22 protein-coding genes and 1 tRNA gene are annotated in these 21,363 nt (G+C 73.5%); 6 read left to right on the forward strand and 17 right to left on the reverse strand.

Annotation, left to right across the window (positions count from 1 at the left end):
- Positions 1-89: 89 nt before the first annotated feature.
- Complete coding sequence (gene selD, locus KME79_RS07455) at positions 90-1,067, reverse strand: selenide, water dikinase SelD (RefSeq protein ID WP_219543817.1); 978 nt, start codon at positions 1,065-1,067, stop codon at positions 90-92.
- A 47-nt stretch (positions 1,068-1,114) separates the two neighbouring features.
- Here selD and selA point away from each other — a divergent pair, with 47 nt between their 5' ends.
- From selA to KME79_RS07470, 3 genes are all read left to right on the forward strand, one after another.
- Positions 1,115-2,416, forward strand: a complete 1,302-nt coding sequence (selA, locus tag KME79_RS07460; RefSeq protein WP_219543818.1) for an L-seryl-tRNA(Sec) selenium transferase — start codon at positions 1,115-1,117, stop codon at positions 2,414-2,416.
- Positions 2,407-4,650, forward strand: coding sequence for a selenocysteine-specific translation elongation factor (locus KME79_RS07465; RefSeq protein ID WP_219543819.1), 2,244 nt, complete (start codon positions 2,407-2,409; stop codon positions 4,648-4,650). The genes selA and KME79_RS07465 overlap by 10 nt, the downstream gene beginning before the upstream one ends.
- A gap of 10 nt (positions 4,651-4,660) precedes the next feature.
- Positions 4,661-4,754, forward strand: a tRNA-Sec gene (locus tag KME79_RS07470).
- A gap of 8 nt (positions 4,755-4,762) precedes the next feature.
- On the opposite strand, the gene KME79_RS07475 is transcribed toward KME79_RS07470, so the two are convergent.
- From KME79_RS07475 to KME79_RS07525, 11 genes are all read right to left on the reverse strand, one after another.
- Entirely contained in the window at positions 4,763-5,827 is a 1,065-nt protein-coding gene (locus tag KME79_RS07475; protein ID WP_219543820.1) for a TolB-like translocation protein, read from the reverse strand.
- Positions 5,818-6,321: a SigE family RNA polymerase sigma factor gene (locus KME79_RS07480; protein ID WP_148029660.1), complete on the reverse strand. Its 504-nt coding sequence runs from the start codon at positions 6,319-6,321 to the stop codon at positions 5,818-5,820. The genes KME79_RS07475 and KME79_RS07480 overlap by 10 nt, the downstream gene beginning before the upstream one ends.
- 87 nt (positions 6,322-6,408) lie before the next feature.
- Positions 6,409-6,789 carry a MauE/DoxX family redox-associated membrane protein gene (locus tag KME79_RS07485; protein ID WP_219543821.1) on the reverse strand — a complete coding sequence of 127 codons (381 nt, stop codon included), beginning with the start codon at positions 6,787-6,789 and terminating at the stop codon, positions 6,409-6,411.
- Entirely contained in the window at positions 6,786-7,259 is a 474-nt protein-coding gene (locus KME79_RS07490) for a hypothetical protein (protein WP_219543822.1), read from the reverse strand. Before KME79_RS07490 ends, KME79_RS07485 begins: the two co-directional genes overlap by 4 nt.
- 87 nt (positions 7,260-7,346) lie before the next feature.
- Positions 7,347-7,529, reverse strand: a complete 183-nt coding sequence (locus KME79_RS07495) for a hypothetical protein (protein ID WP_148029663.1) — start codon at positions 7,527-7,529, stop codon at positions 7,347-7,349.
- Positions 7,530-8,051, reverse strand: coding sequence for a hypothetical protein (locus tag KME79_RS07500; RefSeq protein WP_148029664.1), 522 nt, complete (start codon positions 8,049-8,051; stop codon positions 7,530-7,532).
- Entirely contained in the window at positions 8,048-8,557 is a 510-nt protein-coding gene (locus tag KME79_RS07505; RefSeq protein WP_219543823.1) for a hypothetical protein, read from the reverse strand. The genes KME79_RS07500 and KME79_RS07505 overlap by 4 nt, the downstream gene beginning before the upstream one ends.
- Positions 8,558-9,211, reverse strand: a complete 654-nt coding sequence (locus KME79_RS07510; RefSeq protein ID WP_219543824.1) for a hypothetical protein — start codon at positions 9,209-9,211, stop codon at positions 8,558-8,560.
- Between the two features lie 285 nt (positions 9,212-9,496).
- Complete coding sequence (locus KME79_RS07515) at positions 9,497-10,246, reverse strand: ThuA domain-containing protein (protein WP_219543825.1); 750 nt, start codon at positions 10,244-10,246, stop codon at positions 9,497-9,499.
- A gap of 41 nt (positions 10,247-10,287) precedes the next feature.
- On the reverse strand, positions 10,288-11,358 hold the full coding sequence (locus KME79_RS07520) for a Gfo/Idh/MocA family protein (protein WP_219543826.1): 1,071 nt from the start codon (positions 11,356-11,358) through the stop codon (positions 10,288-10,290).
- A 153-nt stretch (positions 11,359-11,511) separates the two neighbouring features.
- Positions 11,512-12,558 (reverse strand): LacI family DNA-binding transcriptional regulator, encoded by a 1,047-nt coding sequence (locus KME79_RS07525; RefSeq protein WP_219543827.1) that lies wholly within the window; start codon positions 12,556-12,558, stop codon positions 11,512-11,514.
- Between the two features lie 76 nt (positions 12,559-12,634).
- Between KME79_RS07525 and KME79_RS07530 the strand changes: the two genes are divergently transcribed.
- On the forward strand, positions 12,635-12,811 hold the full coding sequence (locus KME79_RS07530) for a hypothetical protein (protein WP_187280980.1): 177 nt from the start codon (positions 12,635-12,637) through the stop codon (positions 12,809-12,811).
- Between the two features lie 3 nt (positions 12,812-12,814).
- On the opposite strand, the gene KME79_RS07535 is transcribed toward KME79_RS07530, so the two are convergent.
- Together KME79_RS07535 and KME79_RS07540 are read right to left on the reverse strand one after the other, a co-directional pair.
- A complete protein-coding gene (locus tag KME79_RS07535; RefSeq protein WP_246639422.1) occupies positions 12,815-13,651 on the reverse strand; it encodes a D-alanyl-D-alanine carboxypeptidase family protein in 837 nt (278 codons plus the stop codon).
- 54 nt (positions 13,652-13,705) lie between these two features.
- Positions 13,706-14,230, reverse strand: a complete 525-nt coding sequence (locus KME79_RS07540; protein WP_219543828.1) for a DedA family protein — start codon at positions 14,228-14,230, stop codon at positions 13,706-13,708.
- 133 nt (positions 14,231-14,363) lie between these two features.
- Between KME79_RS07540 and KME79_RS07545 the strand changes: the two genes are divergently transcribed.
- Entirely contained in the window at positions 14,364-14,876 is a 513-nt protein-coding gene (locus tag KME79_RS07545; RefSeq protein ID WP_219543829.1) for a hypothetical protein, read from the forward strand.
- Here KME79_RS07545 and KME79_RS07550 read toward each other — a convergent pair.
- The 3 genes from KME79_RS07550 to KME79_RS07560 all read right to left on the reverse strand — a co-directional run bounded on the left by KME79_RS07550 (position 14,845) and on the right by KME79_RS07560 (position 20,218).
- Positions 14,845-18,210 (reverse strand): ATP-binding protein, encoded by a 3,366-nt coding sequence (locus KME79_RS07550; protein WP_219543830.1) that lies wholly within the window; start codon positions 18,208-18,210, stop codon positions 14,845-14,847. The genes KME79_RS07545 and KME79_RS07550 overlap by 32 nt on opposite strands.
- A gap of 78 nt (positions 18,211-18,288) precedes the next feature.
- Positions 18,289-19,350 (reverse strand): lysylphosphatidylglycerol synthase domain-containing protein, encoded by a 1,062-nt coding sequence (locus tag KME79_RS07555; RefSeq protein WP_148029673.1) that lies wholly within the window; start codon positions 19,348-19,350, stop codon positions 18,289-18,291.
- A gap of 49 nt (positions 19,351-19,399) precedes the next feature.
- Positions 19,400-20,218: a PIG-L deacetylase family protein gene (locus KME79_RS07560; RefSeq protein ID WP_219543831.1), complete on the reverse strand. Its 819-nt coding sequence runs from the start codon at positions 20,216-20,218 to the stop codon at positions 19,400-19,402.
- Positions 20,219-20,257: 39 nt separating this feature from the next.
- Here KME79_RS07560 and KME79_RS07565 point away from each other — a divergent pair, with 39 nt between their 5' ends.
- A complete protein-coding gene (locus KME79_RS07565) occupies positions 20,258-21,349 on the forward strand; it encodes a glycosyltransferase family 4 protein (RefSeq protein WP_308248828.1) in 1,092 nt (363 codons plus the stop codon).
- Positions 21,350-21,363 lie beyond the last annotated feature (14 nt).

The raw sequence follows: 21,363 nt of genomic DNA on the forward strand, positions 1-21,363 counted from the left end.
GGGGAAGGTGACTTCGGGCAACCGCAATAGATGAAAAGCGATATTTCCGGAATTTTCGGCGTATAACGCTGCCAAAAGGGCCCGCCTGCCTAGCGGATGACGATGGCGTGGTCGCCGCGCGGCACCAGTTCGCCGATGACCGGGGCGCCCGGGATCTCGCCGGCGATCAGCAGGCCGCCCGAGGTCTGGGCGTCCGCGAGCAGGAGCATCGTCTCCTCGTCCGCGCCGCCCGGGTCGACGTGGCCGGCGACCCAGTCCAGGTTGCGGCGGGAACCGCCCGGCACGTACCCCTCGCGCAGGCTCCGGCGGGCGTCGTCCAGGATCGGCACCGCGGCCGCGTCCACCACCGCCGTCACCCCCGAGGCGCGGGCGAGCTTGAACAGGTGACCCAGGAGCCCGAACCCGGTCACGTCGGTGGCGCAGCGCACCCCGGCCTCCAGCGCCGCCCGGCTCGCCTCCGCGTTGAGCGCGGTCATGGTGGCGACGGCGTGCGGGAACACCTCGCCCGTCGCCTTGTGCCGGTTGTTGAGCACGCCCAGGCCGAGCGGCTTGGTGAGCGACAGCGGCACGCCCGCGACCCCGGCGTCGTTGCGCATCAGCCGGTCCGGGTCAGCCAGCCCCGTCACCGCCATGCCGTACTTGGGCTCGACGTCGACCACGCTGTGACCTCCGGCGACGTGGCAGCCGGCGTCCGCCGCGACCTCCGCGGCCCCGCGCAGCACCTCGCGGGCGAGCTCGTACGGGAGAGTCTCGCGGGGCCAGCACAGCAGGTTGATCGCCATCAACGGGCGCCCGCCCATGGCGTAGACGTCCGAGAGCGCGTTGGCCGCCGCGATCCGTCCCCAGTCGAACGGGTCGTCCACCACCGGTGTGAAGAAGTCGGCGGTGCTCACGATCGCCGTCCCGCCCTCGATCCTGACGACGGCCGCGTCGTCACCGCTGTCGAGGCCGACCACGAGATCACCGCCCTGCGGCCGGGCCAGGCCGGCCAGCACGTCCTCCAGCTCTCCGGGAGGGATCTTGCACGCGCAGCCGCCGCCCTGGGCGTATTGGGTGAGCCTCATCATGATCACATCATTGCGCGGATCGCGGGTTTCCGGTATGGCAGATGACCATGACCGATCAACGGCGCCGGATTCCCCGCACGGACGCGGTCCTGGCGGATCCCCGCCTGGCCGAGCTCACCCCCGTCTTCGGCAGGAGCCGGGTGAAGGCCGCGGTCACCGCGGCGCAGCGCCGGGCGCGTGACGGCGAGATCGCCCCCGAGCTGGTCGCCGAGACCGCGCTGGCGTCGCTGTCGGACGCCGGGCCGCGCCGCGTGATCAACGCCACCGGGGTGGTCGTGCACACCAACCTGGGCCGGGCGCCGCTGTCCGGGCCGGCGCTGGAGGCCGTGCGGGTGGCGGCCGGATCCACCGACGTGGAGCTCGACCTGGTCACCGGACGCAGGGGACGGCGCGGGCGCGGCGCCCTGGCGGCCCTGGCCCAGGCCGTCCCGGCGGCGGAGGCGGTGCACGTCGTCAACAACAACGCGGCCGCCCTCGTCCTCGCGGCGACCGCGCTCGCGTACGGGAAGGAGATCGTCATCAGCCGGGGCGAGCTGGTCGAGATCGGCGCCGGGTTCCGGCTGCCCGAGCTGCTGGAGTCCACCGGCGCCCGGCTGCGGGAGGTCGGCACCACGAACCGCACCACCGTCGCCGACTACCGGGCGGCGATCGGCCCCGTGACCGGGTTCGTGCTGAAGGTCCACCCGTCCAACTACCGCGTCGAAGGCTTCGGGGGGACGCCCGGCGTGGGCGACCTCGCGGGGCTGGGCGTCCCGGTCGTCGGCGACATCGGCTCGGGGCTGCTGCGCCCGGAGCCCGCGCTGCCGGCCGAGCCGGACGCGGCCACCTGGCTGGAGCAGGGCACCGACCTGGTGACGGCCAGCGGCGACAAGCTGCTCGGCGGCCCCCAGTGCGGGCTCCTGCTCGGCCGGGCCGGCCTGGTCGAACGGCTCCGCACCCACCCCCTGGCCCGCGCGCTGCGCGTCGACAAGCTCACCCTCGCCGCCCTGGAGGCCACGCTCACGCACGCCGCCAACCCGACCCGCGCCGCGCTCCTCGCGGACCTGCCCACGCTGCGCCGCCGCGCGGACGAGCTCGTGCTCCTGCTGCACGCGGACGGGGTCAAGGCCGACGCCGTGGACACCGTGGCGGCGGTCGGCGGAGGGGGCGCGCCGGGGGTGGAGCTGCCCAGCGTGGCCGTCACCGTACCGATCGCGCTCGCCGGCCCGCTGCGGACCGGGACCCCCGCCGTGGTCGGCCGGGCGGCCGCGGACCGCTACCTGCTGGACCTGCGCACCGTCGCCCCGGACGACGACGGGGACCTCGCGGCGGCGGTGGCGGCCGCCTGGGAGGCGGCGGCATGCGCGTGATCGCCACCGCCGGGCACGTCGACCACGGCAAGTCGACCCTGCTCCGGGCGCTGACCGGGATGGAGCCCGACCGGTGGGAGGAGGAACGCCGCCGCGGCCTCACCCTGGACCTCGGCTTCGTCTGGACCGACGGGCTGGCCTTCGTCGACGTGCCCGGCCACGAACGGTTCATCGGCAACATGCTGTCCGGCGTCGGCCCCGCGCCGGCCGTGCTGTTCGTGGTCGCCGCCGACGACGGCTGGGCCGTGCAGTCGGAGGAGCACCTGCGGATCGTCGACGCGCTCGGCATCACCACCGGGGTTCTCGCGGTCACCCGCGCCGACCTCGCGGACCCGGGTCCTGTCCTGGCCGCCTGCCGGGAACGGCTGCGCGGCACCGGCCTCGACGGGATCCCGGCGATCGCCGTGAGCGCCGTCCGCGGCGACGGGCTGGCCGAGCTGAGAGCGGCGCTGTCCGCCCTTCCCGAGCCCGAGCCGTCCCCGGACGCCGACGTCCGCCTCTGGATCGACCGGGTGTTCACCGTCGAGGGCCGCGGCACCGTCGTGACCGGGACGCTCGGCGCGGGCACGATCCGCACCGGCGACCGGCTGATGGCCGGCCGCGAGCCCGTCCGCGTCCGCGGCCTGCACAGCCTCGGCACGGCCCGCGACGAGGTCCGCGGCCCGGCCCGGGTCGCGGTCAACCTCCGCGGCGCGGCCACCCCCCGCCGCGGCGACGCCCTCCTCACCCCGGACCGTTGGCTGGAGGTCACCCAGGCCGACGTCCGGCTCTCACCCGCGACCGACGTCCCCCACCACGCCATCTGGCACATCGGCACATCAGCCACCCCCGCCCGCATCCGCCCCCTGACAGCCCCCTCCCCCCGAACCGTCCGTAACCACCCACCCGGAGCGTCCGCCCACGACCTTCAGAACTCGCCGAGAGTGTCTGTCGGCGACGTTCAGGATCACCCGTATGGAGGAGCCGTCCGCGACCTCCGGGATCGCCCGTCTGGGGGAGTCGCTCGCGACCTTCAGGGTCATCCGCCGGGGGTGTCCGCTCGGGACCTCCAGGATCACCCGCCGGGAGGGTCCGCTCGCGACCTTCAGGGTCATCCGCCGGGAGTGGCCGCTCGCGACCTCCAGGATCATTCGCGGGGAGTGGTCGCTCGCGACCTCCGGGATCACCCGCCTGGAGCAGCCGCCCGCGACGTTCAGGACTCGGCGGAAGCGTCCGGGCGCGACCCCCGGGACCGCTCGCCTGGAGACCTCGGGCTCGGCGCGGGGAATCGGCTGCTTGCCGACGGCGCGGGGGGCCGTTCGTTCGGGGGTGACGCGGTGCATGTCACGCTGGATCGTGCGTACGGCAGGGAATCGGTGCTCGATCGTGCGTACGGCGGGGACACTGTGCGGGTCACGTTGGAGAGGCCGCTTCCGCTGCGTATCGGTGATCGGGCGTTGCTGCGCGATCCCGGCAGCCGCAGGGTCTGGGGGGTGACCGTACTCGACGTCCGGCCGCCCGCGCTGCGTCGCAGGGGTGCGGCGAGGCGGCGGGCGGAGGAGCTGGCCGCCCTGGACGGTTTTCCCGACGGAGAGGCGGAGCTGCGGCGGCGGGGGATCGCCAGGCTGGACGAGCTGGCCGCCATGGGCGCGCCGGTGACCGCCGAGCCCGTCGCCGGCGCGTGGGTCGCCGATCCCGAGCACTGGGAGTCGCTCAGGGCCCGGCTGGTCGAGGTCGTGACCGCGCACGCCGAGGCCAGCCCGCACGATCCCGGGATGTCGGCCGAGGAGGTCAGGCAGGCGCTGGGCCTGCCCGACCGGTCGCTCGTGGACGCGCTCGCCGAGCGGACGCCGCTCGGCCGCTCCCGGGGACGGCTGACCGCCGCGCCGCCGGAGCTCGCGCCCGGCGTCGAGCGGTTGCGCCGCGACTGGGCCGCCGCGCCGTTCGCCGCCCCCGACGCCGCCAGGCTGGCCGAGCTCGGTCTGGACGGCCGCGACCTGGCCGCGGCGGAGGCCGCCGGACACCTGGTACGGCTCGCGCCCGGCGTCGTCCTGCCCACGGGCGCACCCGAACGGGCGCTCACCGTGCTGTCCGGCCTGGCCCAGCCGTTCACCGCCGCCGACGCGCGCAAGGCGCTGGGCACGTCCCGCCGGGTGGTCATCCCGCTGCTCGAACACCTGGACAGGACCGGCGCGACGCGCAGGGCCGAGGACGGCTCGCGCCGGATCGCCGGAACGGGCCGCCCGGAGCGCTAAGATCGCGAGCGGAGGCGTCCAGGTGCCTGGTGGCCCTCCCGGTCTTCAAAACCGGTGGCGCCGAGCATCTCGGCGCGGCGGGTTCGATTCCCGTCCGCCTCCGCTCAACAAGTCAGTGCCGGGCCAGGCCCGGGATCGCCGGTTCCGCCTCGCCCGGCAGGTCGCGCAGGACATCGCCGCCGGTGGTCAGCAGCCGCAGGCGTCCCCGCTGGTCGGCCGGTGGCTGGACGACCGCGTACCCGTCTCTCGTGGGCCCGAGCGCGTACTGCCCGTCGGGCAGCGGCGTGCGCTCGACGAGCGTGCCGCGCGGATCGAACCGCAGCACGGCGACGCTGTCGCCGGTGTACTCCAGCACGAAGATCCGCTCCCCGCTGACCTGGACGGACAGCCCGTGGTCGGCGTCGGACAGCACCCCGGACCCGGTCGCCGAGAGCGTGCGGGCCGTCCCGCCCACCCGCAGCCGCACCCGCTCGCGCGCGCCGTCGCCGTCCTGCCCGAGCGCCAGGAGGACGAGCTCGCCCGACGGGAGCACGCCGACCGGCTCGTACCCCTCCGGCGGGGTCAGCGGCTCCGTCCGCCCGTCATCGAGACGCACGTCGGTGTACGCGTGCACGTCCCCGCTCGCGTGGTAGCCGAGGATCAGCCTGCGGGAGTCGGCCGACCACGCCCACGGGCTGTAGGCGCTGTCGGCCCGGCCGTCACCGGGCGCGGGGACCCGATGCGCGGTGCCGCCCAGCAGGTCCCTGAGCTCGTAGCCGTCCGGCGTGGGCAGGCCCAGCCAGCGGCCGTCGGGGGACAGCGTGATGTTGCCCTGCGGGTGCACGGTCCGCGCGCCGAGCCCGTAGGTCCGGCCGTCCTCCAGGGTGAGCAGCGTGGGGCAGGAGCTCCGGCACGGCGCGTACACGACCGCGCCGCGGCCCACCGGCCCGCTCGAAGGCAGGACCGGGTACTCCGCGCTCGTGGAGACCGCCGGCACCGCCGTGATGGTCTCGGCGGAGCGGGTGAGGTTCTGTAGCAGCCCGAACCCGCCGGCCACGAGCAGGGCCGCCGCCGCGGCGCCGGTCACGGCCCGTACGGTCCTGCGGCGGCGCAGGACGCGCAGGGCGAGGTCCGCGTCCGCGTAGTCGCGCGCGTCGGCTCCGAGCCGGTGGTACGTGTCGCGGAGGTTCATGGGCATACCCTCTCCAGCAGTCGCGGCGCCACCCGGCGCAGGCGGTTGAGCGCGTCGTGCGCGTGCCGCTTGACCGTCCCGACCGAGCAGCCCAGCTGCGCGGCGACCGCCGACTCCGGGAGGTCCTCGTAGAACCGCAGGTAGAGCACGATCCGCTGCTTGGCCGTGAGCACGCCGAGCGCGCGCCCTAACATGATCTTCAGGTCGGCCTGCGTGGACTGGTCGTGGTGCGGCCCGGAGTCCGGCAGGTCGGCGGTCGGGACGATGGTGAGCCGTCGAGGGCGGCGCCAGGTGCGCAGCTGGTTGAGCATCATCGTGCGCACGTACGCCTCGGGATCGGCCGCGGCGGAGACCCTGCGCCACCGGGTGGCGGCCTTGACCAGCGTCTCCTGCAGCAGGTCCTCCGCCTGGCCGTGGTCGCCGGTGAGCAGGAACGCCGTCCTGGACAGGGCGTGGCCACGCGCGGCCACGAAGTCGCGGAAACCCTCGGTGTCGATCAATCGGCCCAGCCCTTCAGTCCTGCGGCGTCATAGGAGAGGACTCTCCGCACCCCGCCGGAGGTTGAGCCGTTCGCGAGATCGTGCCAGTCAGGCCGGGACGGCGAGCAGCAGCAGGCCCAGGGCCAGCACCGCCGCGGCCCTGGCCCAGGTGCGCCAGGACACCGGCTCGCGGACGCCGAAGCACTGGCAGGCGGCCGGCCCGCCCGCGGCGACCAGGTACGTCTGCGCCGCGGTGAAGCCGGCCCCCAGCACCGTCGCCGCCACCCCCGCCGCCAGGCCCGGGGCGGGGGAGAACAGCAGCGCGGCCGTGCCCACCTCCACGGCCACGACCGCGCCGGCGGCGGCCGTGCCCGCCGCGCCCCGCAGCCCGTACGCGCCGAGGCTGTCGCGGAAGCCGCGCGGATCCCGCAGCTTGCCCGCGACGGCCAGGACGAGCACCAGCCCCAGCGCGTACCGGACGACGATCACGTGATCACCATCAGGGCCAGCATCGGGATCACCAGGACCACGAACAGCGGCCGGAGCCTCGGCAGCTCGAAGTAGAAGGCCTTGTCCGCGCTGTTCTTGCTGCGCGCGGCCACGAACGTCAGCAGCATCACGGCCCTGCCGAGCGCGAACCCGGCGCCGGCCAGGAGCGCCTGCTGCCAGGAGGCGAGGAACACGATGGAGATCGCCATGATGTGCGGCAGCGCCGTCGGCGAGTACGTGCGCATGCCCGTGCCCATCTCCATGCCGAACTGCACCGAGCCCCAGAACGGGATCCTGGTGACGAACTGCGGGACGAGCCGCGCGTTCTGCAGGATCGGGAACCGGAGCACGCCGACCTCCTGCAGCAGCAGGACGATCGCCGCGACGACGACCACCACCCGCGCCACGGCGGGCGGGAACGGCACGCGCAGGAGCGAGCCGACCACCACGAAGGCGAACGCGGTGCCCATCGCACCCAAGAAAAGACCGAGGACGAACCCCGAGACGTCAGAGCCCCGCCGGACCGACGAGGACAGCACCCAGGCGCTGTTGAGGCTTCAAACGGAGCCCGACAGCGAGAACCCGGCGACCAGGGCGGCGACCAGCCAGACGAAGCCGGTCGTGCCCGCGCCGAGCGCCCCTGCCGAGGTCAGGGCCGCGAGCACGGCCGCCTCCCCCGCCGCGATGAGCCCGAAGCCGGGCCAGAGCAGGCGGAGGGAGGCCGACGTGTTGTCACTCACTCAGATCGTGGTCCTGCAGATCGAGAACTGGCCGGAGCCGCTGGCGCCGCAGGCCACCACGTAGCGGTAGCCGTCGGAGCACTTGCGCCGCTTGCTGGTCGTGCTGCCGCCGGTCCAGCGCCAGGCGTTGCGGCCGGCGCACGAGTCGGCGTACGAGGTGTAGTTGATGCTGACGCAGGTGCCCGAGTAGCCGTCGTCGCGGTGCCAGGAGCCCGTGCAGTTGTCGGAGCCGTAGTAGGCCGAGGACGGCACGCACACCGACGACGCGTTGATGAATCCCTTGCAGGTGTCCCAGACGGTCTTGTAGACGGCGGCGGCGGCGCTGCGCGGGCGGGAGCCGGGCAGCAGGTCGAGGGCGCCGAGCCCGGCCGCCGTCGCCACGCCGAGGGCGAGGCCGAACACGCCCCGGCGGCTCGGACGCGGCTTGGTCGCGGCGACCCGGGACGGGACCGCGTCCACGGGCTCCCGATTCGCGCTCGGTATCTGGTCGAGGATCGAACTCTTCTCGTCCGAGATGGTCACGGCTGTGCTTCCCTTCGTTTCTCCAACGCTCGTTCCACGACGTCCACCAGCGCCTCGCCGGACCCGACCGGGGTCGAGAACACGACCAGCCCGTCAGGGCCGACGACGAGGAGGGCGGGTGCGTACGGGACGGTGATCGACCGCCACATCTCGGGGTCCTTGATCACCCGTACCGTCTCGGGGAGGCTCTTGCCGAAGCCCGGGTCGTCGGACACCACCGCGAAGGAGTGGTCCTCAGGGAGTTCGGGAGCCAGTTTGGCCACGGCGACGAGGACGTCGTCGCAGATGGAGCACTGTCTGTTGATCTTCACGACCAGCGTCGTGCCGTCGGGCCTGGTGATGGCCGAGCGTGCCTGCTCGTGCTGCCCGGAGGTGAAGCGGACGCCGACGCCCTCGTAGGTGGCCAGCTCCAGCTCGCGGACCCGGCGGTAGAGACCCGCCCCGGCCGCGAAGAGCAGTCCGACCAGGACGGCGAGGACGATGATCGCGGCGGTGGTGGGCTCCACCTACGCGGTCCACTCGAGGCGCTTGATCTTCGTGAGGAAGGTGGCGGCGGCGTCCTCGGCCGCGACGCCCAGCGAGCGCACGGAGACGCCGGGCCGGTCCTGCCGCGGGGCGTCCCACGGGGACAGGGTGACCACGGCGGTGTCGGTGACCATGATCAGAGGCTGCGCGTGGGTGTTGGACTCGTCGTCGTCCCGCCAGATCTCGCCCGCGCTCGTCTCGTAGCCGCGCCAGGCCGGGATCCGCTTGGAGCTGGTCCGCTTGGGCTCGACGAGCAGCGACCCGACCCCGGCGATGGTCTGCGTGTACATGGCCATGGACAGCTGGAAGCGCTGCCCGGCGTCGGCGGTCATGCCTTCGGGGGTGTCGGTCCACGCGACCCGGGCGAAGGTGTCGATGATGTCCTTCGTCTCCCATTCCGGGGCGTAGAACATGCCGTGCACCATGTGCCAGGGGCCGAGCCAGGCGGCCCAGCGGGCGTCCTGGGGGTCCTTGCAGTCGTGGATGACGAGCTCGCCGCCCGCCACGGACAGGCGCTCACGCTCCCTGCCGCCGACCGCCTGCACGGCCGAGCCGAGCGAGGTCAGGGGCGCGAGTTCGAGGGCCCAGACATCGGCCGTCGTGTCGCGGCTCCCGTATTTCGGGTTGTAACGCACATGGCCGCACCAAACGTGCAGCAGTTCTTTGTCGTTGTCCTCGACTTCTAGTTGAATAATGGAATTGTCGATGGCGCGGACGCGGGATAAATAAGTCATGCCGACCCTTTGACGAGTGCCGATGCTGCGCGCGACCAGAGCTTTTCATGATCGGATTCAGCCCGTCAAGAGGCTGATCAACTCACCGGTAAAGTCGCTGATCATGGGCTTTACCGTTTTTTTCTGGAACGGTCTAGCGGTGTTTTTCTCTTTCCTGACCGGCGGTGGGAAGTCCGGTAAGCACTCCTACCACCGGACCGGCGTGTGCGCGTTGTCCAGCGGCTCGCCGACGCCCGCCGGCGGGGCCGCCCACAGCACGGCGTTGGCCAGCACGCGGCGCACGTCGGGATGGTGGTACACGGGGTAGTTCTGGTCGCCGGGGCTGAAGTAGAAGATCCGGCCCAGCCCCCGCCGGTAGCAGCAGCCGCTGCGGAACGCCTCGCCGCCGCCGAACGAGCTGATGAACACCAGCTCGTCAGGCTCGGGCACGCCGAACGGCTCGCCGTACGTCTCGTGCTCGCCGATGACGATCGGGCGCGGCACCCCCTCGGCGATCGGATGGCCGGGGGCCACGGTCCACACCAGCTCGCGCTCTCCGGCGTCGCGCCAGTTGAGGGTGCACGTGGTGCCCATCAGGGAGCGGAAGAGCTTCGAGTAGTGGCCGGAGTGGAGCACCAGCAGCCCCATGCCGCCGAGCACCCGCGACCGCACCCGCTCGACCACCTCGTCGGCGACGTCCTCGTGGGCCATGTGCCCCCACCAGGTCAGCACGTCGGTCTCGGCGAGCTCCTTGTCCGACAGCCCGTGCTCGGGGTCGTCCAGGACGGCGGTGCGGACGCGAACCCGGGAGCCCAGGTGCTCGGTCAGCCCCGCCGCGATCGCCCCGTGCATCCCGTCGGGGTAGCGCCGCCGCACCTCCTCCTCGCGCTGCTCGTGACGGTTCTCGCCCCACACCGTGACCTTGATCGGCCCCTTGATCGGCCCTTTCATCGGCATCGTGTCCCCCTCGTGCGCCGCCTACGGGGAGGGCCTACCCGTCATTCGGCCCAGCTCATCGGCGCGGGCGGTTCGAACGAGCTGACCAGCTCGACAGTCCCGCCCTTCTCGTACGAGGCGCGGGCGGCGCAGAGGATCTCCACCACGTGCGCGGCCTGCTGACCGGTGGCGCGGTGCGGCCGCCGCTCGCGGATCGCGGCGGCGAGGTCGCGCACGGCCCGGCCCCATTCGACGCCCGCGTACGGCTCCCGCAGCGGCTTCACCGGCCGGGGCTCCTCGCGGAAGGCGGCGATCTCCAGCGGCGCGTCGAAGTCGTGCCAGCCGCGCAGCAGCAGCGATCCGCCGTCGCCGTGGAACTCCATGCCCTTCTGGTGGGTGTTGCGCTGGTCGACGTAGAAGTCACAGGTCAGCCGGAGCAGCACGCCGCCCTCGAACTCGATGTTGGCCACCACGTAGTCGGGCGTGGTGAGGGTGAACGGGAGGCCGTCGAGGCGGGTCCGCTGGGGGTGCAGGGTGGAGGAGAACGCGGTCACCCGGCGGGCCGGGCCGAGCGCGGCCGTGGCGATCGTGAGCGGGTAGACGCCCACGTCGAACAGCGCCCCCACCTCGTAGAAGCCGGCCGGCTCCGGGTGCCACACCTCGATCCGGCCCCAGTTCACCTCCGCGTAGACCAGCCGGACGCGGCCGATCGCCTCCTCGCGCAGCAGCTTGAGCGCCGTCTGCTGGGACTCGCCGAGGAACGTGGCGGGCGCGCCGCCGAGCCGCAGCCCGCGCTCGCCGGCCAGCGTCACCAGCTCGGCCGCCTCCTCGTAGCGCAGCGCGAGCGGCTTCTCGCTGTGCACGTGCCGGCCCGCCTCCAGGGCGCGGCGGATGACCTCGTAGTGGGCCTTGTGCGCGGTCAGGTTGACCACGATGTCGACGCCGGGGTCGGCCAGCAGCTCGTCCATCGTCGCGTACGCGCGGACGCCGTGCGCGGCGGCGAGGGTCCCGGCCCGCGCGGGGTCGACGTCCTGCACGCCGCGGAGCTCGATCTCGGGGTAGGAGGCCAGGTCGGCGGCGTACCTCTGGGCGATGTTGCCGCATCCGACGATCGCCACGCCCGTGGTCCCCATCACACGTCTCCCTCGCAGGCTCGCGGATCTGGCACTTCGATCACCGAAACTACGCGTACCGCACAACAAAGGTCAATCGCGTGCAATGAGCTGAAAACCTGCCGTTTACGCCACTTGACTAGAGAGGGAGGCGTCTCGTCCCCGGATCTTCGGCTACGGACGCGGTGGCGCGGTCGAGGCGCGGACGATCAGCTCGTGCGGGAACAGCAGCCGCTCGGGCTCGTCCGGCGGCTCCAGCAGCAGCCGCCCGGCCGCCGCCCCGATCTCCTGCTTCGCCTGCCGGATCGTGGTCAGCCCGGCCTCCTCGGCGGCGCTGTCGGAGAACCCCACCACCGACAGGTCGAGGGGAACGTCGAGCCCGAGGTCGGCGGCGGCGTCGAGGATGCCGAGCGCCAGCACGTCGGTGTTGGTAAGGATGGCCGTCGGCCGCGGCGTGCGCCCGAGCAGCGCGTGGCCGGCCTCCCTGCCGGCCGCCCGCGAGTTCCTGCTCAGCTCGTAGAACGGCACGGACGCCCAGTCGACGCCGGCTGACACGCAGGCCGCCTCGTAGCCGGAGCGCCGCCCCCGCATCGCCTCGAACACGGCGCCGCGCTGGCGCCCGGGGTCGGCCCAGCCCGTCCGCCCGTCGTCGTGCAGGCCGACCATGGCCACGCCGACGCGCCGGTGGCCCAGTTCGACGAGGTGACGCGCGGCCTGCGCCCCGGCGGCCGGCTCGTCGATGCCCAGGAACGGGTGGCCGGGCACGTACGGCTCGTCGACCACCACCGTGGGCAGCCTGCGGGCCAGCACCTCGGCCAGCGCCGGGTGGCCGTCGGGCAGTGACACCACGCAGAACGCGTCCACCACGGCGTCGCGCACCGGCGGCGGGCGTTTCTCGCCGCGCGGGAGCGGCAGGATGAGCAGCCCGACCCCGGCCTCCTCGGCGGCGGTGGCCAGCCCCTGGAAGAACCCGAGCGCGTACGGGTCGGCGAAGGCGTAGGCGAGGGTCTCGCTGAACAGCAGGCCCACCGCGCCGGCCCGGCCCAGGCGCAGCGAGCGCGCGGCCGCGTTGGGGCCGGCGTAGCCCAGCTCGTCGGCGACCTGGAGGATGCGCCGCCGCAGGTCGTCGCTGAGCTGGTCGGGCCGGGAGAAGGCGTAGGACACGGTCGCCCTGGACACGCCCAGCCGATCGGCGATCGTCTGCAGCGTGACCCTGGCCATCTTCCCACCGTAGCGGATCTCTTGCCGACCACCTCTTAATCGATTAAGGTCTTAATGGATTAAGAAGGAGGGTTCCATGGATGCCATGCAGGTCCTCGCGTACCGGACCGCGATGGGACACCGGGAGTCGGCGCATGCGGCGCTGCCGGACGCGCCGGTGCTGCCGCATCGCGACCGGGCCCGGGTCAGGGTCCGTCTGGCGCACAGCCTGCGCCGGACCGCCGACCGCCTCGACCCGGTCGTGCAGTGCTGAGCCTCAGCCGATGACGATCTCCCCGGCGGCGTGCTCCAGCAGCCGCTCGGCGGTCTTGAACCGACGCTCGTCGCTGTCGCCGAGCAGCACGCCGACCACCCGCGTGCCGCGTTGCTCCGCCGCGAACAGCAGGCAGAACCCGGCCTTGCGGGTGTAGCCGGTCTTGACCCCGATCGCGCCGTCGGCCCGGCCGAGCAGCTTGTTCGTGTTGGTCCAGGTGTGCGCCTGGTGCAGCGCCGTCTTGGTCACCTTGTGCGTCGGGCGGCTCACGACCGTCTTGAAGACCGGGATGTCGAGCGCGTACTGCGCCAGCCTCGCCTGGTCGACGGCGGTGGAGTAGCCGCCGTCGCGCGGGGTGGGCATGCCGTCGGCGTTGGTGTAGCGGGTGTCGCCGAGCCCCATCCTGCGGGCGGCGGAGTTCATCTTGGCGACGAAGGCGGGCTTGCCCGGCCCGTAGGTGCGGGCCAGCGCGTTGGCCGCGTCGGCGCCGGACGGCAGCATGAGCGCGTACAGCAGGTCCCGGACCGTGAGCCGCTCGCCCGCGCGCAGGCCCGCCGTCGCCGCGCCGCCCTTGGCGGCGTAGCGGACGTCGGCGGCGGTGACGGTGACGACGTCGGTCAGCTTCGCCTCGCGCAGCACCACGTACGCGGTCATCACCTTGACCAGGCTGGCCACCGGCACCCGGGCGGTCTCGCGCTTGCCGAAGTGGACCGTTCCGTGGGAGTCGACCACGTAAGCGTGCCTGGCGGCCACGGCGGGGGCCGCGACGGCCGGCGGCGCGGCGGAGACCCCCACGGTGAAGGCGAGCATGGTGGAACAGGCGAGAGCAGCGAAGCGCATGCGCACCATGTTGACATCAAGAGGGCGCGGATTCGGTGAAACATGCCGGGACGGTCAGGCCGGGAGTGTTTCCTCCCGCTGCGCCCTTTTCTTGCGCCGCCGGGCGATGTAGACCGCCACCGCCGCCACGACGGCCACCGCCACCAGCGCGGCCGTGATCGGCGACTGGTAGGCGAGCCGCAGCCACGCCCACAGCGCGACCATGCCGCCGAACCACCACAGCGGCGCCCAGGTCATGCACCCGAGCGCGCTGGCCACCACGTACCAGGGATACGAAACCCGCAGCGCCCCCGCCACCCACGGCAGCGTGTGACGCAGCATGGGCACCCAGAAACAGCCGTAGACGGCGAGAGCCCCCCACTTCTCGACCGTCCGCTCGATCCTGGCGATCCGCTCCCGGCCCATCCGCTCGCCGACGCGGGACTCGTACAGCTTCTCGCCCAGCCGGCGGCCGGCCCAGTAGTAGACCTGGAACACCACGAAGAGGGCGATCATCAGGATGACGCCCACCAGCCAGTAGGGCAGGCCCAGCCAGAACGGGTCCGTCGGCGCCGGCATCGCGAGCGGGAGGTGCCTCATGGCGAACTCCACACCCCCAATCGTTAGGTCAGGCTTACCTTATTTCACCTTGCAAACGACTGCCATATCGGGCTGCAAGTCGTGGTCAACCACCTCCCAGTAGACCTGAGGGTGAGCGAAAGAGGTGGTGACCATGGCGACGAGAAGCGGAGCGGTGCTGGCCAGTGGTACGGCGAACGCGGCCAAGTTCGTGGTGGCGGCCCTGGCCTTCACCGCCGCGTACGCGGGCCTGTCGGCCTACGGTATCGCGAGCTCCGCCCAGGCCCCCGCGCCGGCCGCCGTGAGCCTGTCGGCCGAGGAGACGCCGGTCACCACAGCCCTGACCGCGCGGGCGCTCGCCGCCGGCACCGTCACCGTCAGCGCGCTGCCCGCCGGGCCCGGCTGCCTGAAGCCGTACGTGGCCCGCACCCTCCTGATCAACCCGGACCCGGGCCGGACCGTCTCCTACAGCTGGAAGCTGGCCCGCTGGAGCCCGTCGGCCAAGACCTGGCGGACCTACTTCGTCGACTACTCCGGCTTCGCCGGGGCGCGCGGCACGGCCGAGTGGGAGGCCACGGTCTCCGGCAACCCCGGCTGGTATCGCGTCGAGCTGGCCGTCGAGGGCGCCAAGACCGTCAAGAGCGACCGTTTCCAGGTGAGTTGCTGACCGAGCGCTGCGCCGCCTCCACCCATCGCGGCACGCCCACCCGCCTGGCCACCTCCAGCGCCTTGAGGTAGTGGTCGCGGGCGGCCTCGGGCTGGCCCACCCGGATCGCCAGGTCGCCGAGCGTCAGCGCCACCGGCCACAGCGCCACCACGCCGGTGCCGGCGCCCGCGACGCGGTCGGCGAACGGCTTGAGCTTGTCGTAGCAGTCGACCATCCTCTCCCGGTCGTCGAGGAGCATCCCGGCCAGCGCCCGCCACGTCATGGCGAGCTCGTACAGGAAGTCGGGCCGCACCGGCGGGCGCACCGCGGCGACGGCCTTGGCGTCGGCCAGGTGGCCCGCCGAGGCCAGCGCCAGCGCGTAGGCGTCGAGGGTCCACTTGGCGCCGCGCTGGTGGGCCTCGGCCAGCAGGTCGACCATCTCGGCGGCCCGCCCGTCGACCAGGTGGAGGCAGAACGCGGTGATCAGCGGCAGGTCCTGGCGGCCCTCCAGCATGCCCGCCCTGGCGGTCAGCCGGGCCGCGTCGCGGTAGGCGTGCTCGGCCGCCGGGTAGTCGCCGGCGATCATGCGCCGCAGCCCGACGTACCACGCGTGCACCGCGGCGGGAGCCGGCAGGTCGTACTGGCGGGCCAGTTGGTCGGCCGCCGCGGCGTGCTCGTCGGCCGCCGCGAACTCGCCGCGCGCGGCCGCGCACTCCAGCAGCACCAGGTGGGCCAGCGCCTGGGTGGCGATCTGCCCCGAACGCTGGGCGACCTGCAGCAGCTCACGGCCGATGCTCTCGCGGGTGTCGACCGCGGGGATGTCGTAGGACTGCCGCAGCCGCGCGCTCAGCGCGACCGCGATCAGCGCCGGGTCGCCGCTCTGCCGGGCCACCTCCAGCGCCTCCAGCGACGCCTGGCGGCCCCGCTCGGGCGAGGAGGAGCCCTCCAGTTCCAGCGCCAGCGTGGTGAGCAGGCTGGCGCGCAGCGACTGCTCGCCCTCCGGCAGCTCCGACAGCGCCCGCTCGGTGATGTCGACGATCTCCCAGGCGGTGCGGGTGAAGTCGCGGGCCATGCCCTTGTGCGGCACCGCCAGCGACGCGGCCACCCGGGCCGTCAGCTCCAGGTCGCCGAGCGGCAGCGCGGCGTCCATCGCCTCGCGCCGCAGCACCCGGGCCGCCGTCATGTCGCCGCACAGCGCCAGCGCCTTGATGCGGCGCAGCATGAGCTGCAGGCGCTGCTTGGTGTCGCCGCCGGTGCGGTCGAACGCGGCGATGGCCTGCTCCCACAGCGTGGCCGCCTCGCGGTGGGCGAAGCGCCGCTCGGCCTGCTCGGCCGCCAGCCCGGCGTAGTGGACCGCCTTGTCGGCGGCGTCGGCCAGGTAGTAGTGATGGGCCAGCGCCGCCACGTCGGACGGGGCGCGCCGCTCGATCACCGCCGCCACGGCGGCGTGCAGCCGGGTGCGGCGCAGCCGCGAGGCGTCGGAGTAGATCGTGTCGCGCACCAAGTCGTGGTCGAACCGGAGCATGCCGGGGCCCGGCTCGGTCACCAGCCCCGCCAGCAGCGCGGCCTCGACCGCCTCGACCACCGCGTCCTCGTCGCCGGCCACGTCGACCAGCACGTCCACGTCCACGTCGCGGCCGATCACCGCGGCCTGCAGCAGGATCTGCTGCGCCCCGGCGGGCAGCCGGGAGATGCGCCGCCGCAGCACGTCGCGCACCCCGGACGGCACCTGCGACAGCACCTCCGCCGCGCTGGCCCGGTCGGCCGCGCCCTCGGCGTCGAGCAGGCGTACGGTCTCGCGCACGAAGAACGGGTTGCCCGCGGTGCGCTCCACGATCGACTCGACCGCGTCGTCCTCGATCTCGCGCACGCAGGTGGCGCGCACGAGCTGCGCCACGGCCTTCGGGTCGAGCCCGGACAGGCTCACCCGCAGCGGCCCGAGCCGGGCCAGGGCGGCGAGCACGTCGGCCTGGTTGTCGTCGAGCTCGCTCTCACGGCAGGTGACCACGAGCAGCACCCGGCTGGTGGCCAGCAGGCTGGGCAGCGCGCGCAGCAGCGCGAGCGTCTGGTCGTCGGCCCAGTGGAGGTCCTCCAGCGTGAGCAGCACGGGCGAGCGGCTCGCCACGCCCGCCAGGTAGCCGCCGACGGCGCGGTGCAGCCGGAAGCCGCCCGACACCTCGTCGTCGTCGGGGTCGGGGGCGGCGTCGTCGAGCAGCGGCGCGAGTAACTGGGCGTACTCGCCCGCGCCGGTCACGCGGACCAGCGTGCGCAGGATCTCCACCCAGGCCCAGCCTGGCGGGGTGGCGCTGGAGTCGGGGCAGGCGCCCGACGAGGTCATCCAGCCGTCGGCGGTGAGCCTGCCCTGGAGCTGGCGGAGCAGCGTGGTCTTGCCGGCGCCGGCGACGCCGGTGACGATCGCCACCTGGAAGCGGCCGGTGCGGGCGGCGGCCGTGGTCAGCCTGGACAGCTCGGCGTCGCGGCCGACGAACGGCTCAGGCTCCAGCGGCGGTGGCTCGACGGGCGTGGCCGGGCGGGGCGGCCAGGTGTCGGCCGCCGGGACCGGCCTGGACGGGCGCGGCGGCGGGGTCAGGTCGAGCTCGGGCGACTGGGCCAGGATGTCGGACTCCAGCTTGCGCAGCGCCGGGCCGGGGTCGATGCCCAGCTCGTCGGCGAGGATGCCGCGCGCCCTGCGCAGCGCGGCCAGCGCGTCGCCCTGCCTGCCGCAGCGGTAGAGGCCGAGCGCCAGCAGCCGCCAGCCCTCCTCGCGCAGCGGGTGTTCGGTGGTCAGCGCCTCCAGGTCGGGCACGGTCTCGGAGGGCAGGCCCAGGCGCAGGCCGGTGTCGGCGTGCCGCTCGCGGGCCACCAGCCGCAGCTCGGCGAGCCGGTTGACCTCGGCCTCGGCCCACGTCTGGTCGGCGAAGTCGGAATAGGGGGTGCCGCGCCACAGGCCGAGCGACTTCTCCAGCCGGCCGCGCGCCGACTGGGGGTCGCCCTCCTCCAGGTGCTCGCCCGCCGCGCGCACGAGCTGCTCGAACCGCAGCGCGTCGACCTGGTCGGGCGCCACCCGCAGCGCGTAGCCGGAGGCCACCGTCACCAGCAGCCGGTTGGGCCCGCCGCGCGGGCGGCCGGGCTCCAGCACGCGGCGCAGCCGCGAGATGTAGACCTGCAGGCCGGACTGGGCGCCCTTGGCCGTGTCGTCGTCCCACAGGTCGTAGAGCAGGGTGTCAACGGGCACGACCTGACCCCTGGCCACGAGGAGCCGGGCGAGGACGGCCCGCTGCCGCAACCCGCCGAGGTCGAGTTCGTCGTCGTGTGCGTACGCCTCGACTGGCCCCAGAACTCGGAACGCCACCATTTCAGCCGCCACGCTATGCGGGCTTCCGAATCACGCACAAGGCCCGGGGTTGATAATCGAGCGTTATGTTTCTGATCGTCACCTGGGGGCCTTCGAGATCGTGGACGGGGGCTCCGCGGCGGCGCCACGCCTGTCGCGCCTGCGCAGAAGCGCCCACGCCCCGAGCGCGAGGCCACCGAACGGGATCTCGATAGTGTAAGTCCAGAAGCCGAAAAGCAGTGCGGCGGCCGTCGCGGGAGCGAGCGGCACGCCGAACGCGCTGGTGAGCAGCACCACCACGCCCGCCTCCATGATGCCCGCCCCGCTGGGCGTGATCAGCGCGGTCGTCAGCACCCGCGACAGCGCGAAGACCGCGATCGACTCGGCCGGGCCCGGATAGGCGCCGGTGGCGACGAGGCAGGCCACCATGATCGCCCCCTGCAGGACCAGGAACGCGACCATGCCCGCGGTCAACGGCGGCCACCGGGTCCTGATGACGTCCGCGGTGTCGGCCCGCAGCCGGTGGAACGCCTCCGACGGCCGCACCCGCAGCCGGATCAGCCGTACGAGGGAGTCGAGACCCCGGCCCAGCACGGCCGCGGCGCGGTCCCAGTAGAGCGCCACGGCCACCACCGTGACGAGGACCAGGATCGACACCGCGCCCGCCCAGCCCGCGTTGGCCACCGTCGGGTTGGGCACCCGGCCCGCGATCAGCAGCGCGATGATGCCGACGGCCGGCAGGACGAACCTGAACAGGGTGTTCCACACGCCGCTGACCAGCGTCATGACCACGATCGAGCGGCTGTGGAAGCCCCACCCCCTGGCCATCGCGAACGTCAGCGCCACCCCGGCGGCGCCGCCGAACGGCAGCAGGTTGCTCACCGCGCTGCCCGCCGCGTTGAGCGTGAGCGCCTGCAGGCGCCCCAGCCCCGGCAGGGATCCCGTCAGCACGAACGTGTACGCCAGCAGGCTGAGCAGCCACAGCCCGGTCATCAGCGCGATGGTGCCGGCGCCGAGCGAGCCGAAGACGGCCCAGATCTCCCGCCACGAGACGTGCTTGCCGGTCAGGGTGTGCACGATCTGCGGCAGGTAGACCACGAGCACCACTGCCAGGCCCAGCGAGAGGGCGGACAGCGTGATCTGCAGCCACTTGTTCTTCATCGGCTCCCAGTCTGGCGGCTGCGCGGCGTGGCCGGGTCCATCTGGGGGACTATTTCGGCCCCGGGTCGAAGGGATGACGCACCCGGGTGCCCGGCGGCAGGTCGCGCCGGACGTACCACTCGGTGCCGAAGACCAGGCGGTAGAGCGGGCCAGGCACCTTGAGCATCACGGCGAGCGTGCGGTCGCTGTCGCCGCCGGAGGCCTGGGACACGTGCGCGGCCATCGCGGCCCGCTTCTGCCGCGCGTAGCGGCGCACGTTGACCCGGTGGGTGATGGTGTCGCCCGCCGAGTAGGCGCTCTCGAAGGTGCGCACGTCGAACTCCGGCGGGAACCGGTAGACCTTGCCCGCCATCCGCAGCAGCCGCAGCAGCGGGTCGCGGTTGACCGTGGCCTCCAGGACGATCGGCGTGCCGGCGATCTCCGCCGCCCGCCTGCCCACCCGGTGGACCTGCACGTGGTCGGGGTGGCCGTAGCCGCCGGCGGGGTCGTAGATGGTGAGCAGGTCGGCCTCCTCCTCGCGGAGGATCGCGGCGAGCGCGCCGGCGGCCTTCTCGGTGTCGGCGTCGATGAACGCGTTGTCGGGGCGCTCGTCGGCGACGCCGCCCTGCGGGCTCAGCCCCGAGTCGCCGTAGCCCAGGCACTCCACGCGGGCGCAGCCGAGCACCGCGGCCGACTGGTAGAGCTCTTTCATCCGGGTCTCGCCGAGCGCCTCGCCGGGATCCATGTCGGCCAGGCCGCGCTCGCCGGCGGTGGCCACCACGAGCACCACGCGGTGCCCCTCGGCCGCCAGCATCGCCATCGTGCCCGCCGTCAGCAGGGCCTCGTCGTCGGGGTGGGCGTGGAAGAAGACTGCGGTACGTGGAGGCACAGGCCCCAGATTAGTCTGGGAGAGGTGCGGATCTTTCACGTGAGCGACTGTTACCTCCCGCGGCTCGGGGGCATCGAGGTGCAGGTCGCCGATCTCGTGCGGATGCAGCGCGAGTCCGGCCACGCCGTCGAGGTGGCCACCGCCACCCGGGGGGAGCCGCTCGACGGGGTGCACCGCGTCGCCGCCAGGATGCCGTTCGACCTGCCGGTCCACCCGCGCGGGGTGAGCCATCTCACCAGACGGCTGGCGTTGTCCAGGCCCGACGTGGTGCACGTGCACATGGGGGCGGTCTCGCCGTTCGCGTGGATGGGGGTGCGCGCCGCGGTGCGCCGCGGGCTGCCGTGCGTGGTGACCGTCCACAGCATGTGGGACCCCGTCACGCGGGCCCTCTACCGCCTTCTGGGGCTCGTGTACGGGTGGCAGCGGTGGGGACTGGTGGCCACCACGGTCAGCAACGCGGCGGCTGTGCCGATCCGGCGGGTGGCCGGGCCGGGGGTGCCGGTGCGGGTGGTGTCCAACGGCCTCGACCTGTCCGGCTGGCGGCTCTTTCCCGGAGGCGGCGGGCCCGAGCCGCGTGACGAGGTTCACGTGGTGGCGGTCGGCCGGCTGGCCCCCCGCAAGCAGCCGGTGGGCCTGCTGCGGATCCTGGAGAAGGCGAGGGCGCGGGTGCCCGCGGCGATCCCGCTGCGCGCCACGGTGGTCGGCGACGGCCCGGCCAGGCCGGCCATGGAGCGCTATCTGGCCAGGCACGGCATGAGCGGGTGGGTGTCGCTGCCCGGCCGCTACAGCAGGGAGCGCATCGCGAAGGTGCTGGAGTCGGCCGACGTGTTCGTGGCGCCGGCGCCGCGCGAGTCGTTCGGCATCGCCGCGCTGGAGGCCAGGACCGCCGGGCTGCCGGTGGTCGCGCGGACGCAGAGCGGGGTGGCCGACTTCGTCGAGCACGGCACGGAGGGCCTGCTCGGCCGCGATCCCGGCGCGGTGGCCGAGGCCGTGGCGCGGCTCTGCGAGGACCGCGGGCTGCGGGAGCGGATCACCCGCCACAACCGGGCCAACCCGCCCGCGGCGGGCTCCTGGCCCACGGTGCTCGCCGGCTTCGACCGGGCGTACGCGGAAGCGGCCGGCCGCGCCTGAAGGGTGTTATCTTG

The organism is Nonomuraea harbinensis (assembly GCF_019396385.1).
In the GTDB taxonomy this organism is placed as follows: Bacteria; Actinomycetota; Actinomycetes; order Streptosporangiales; family Streptosporangiaceae; genus Nonomuraea; species Nonomuraea ferruginea.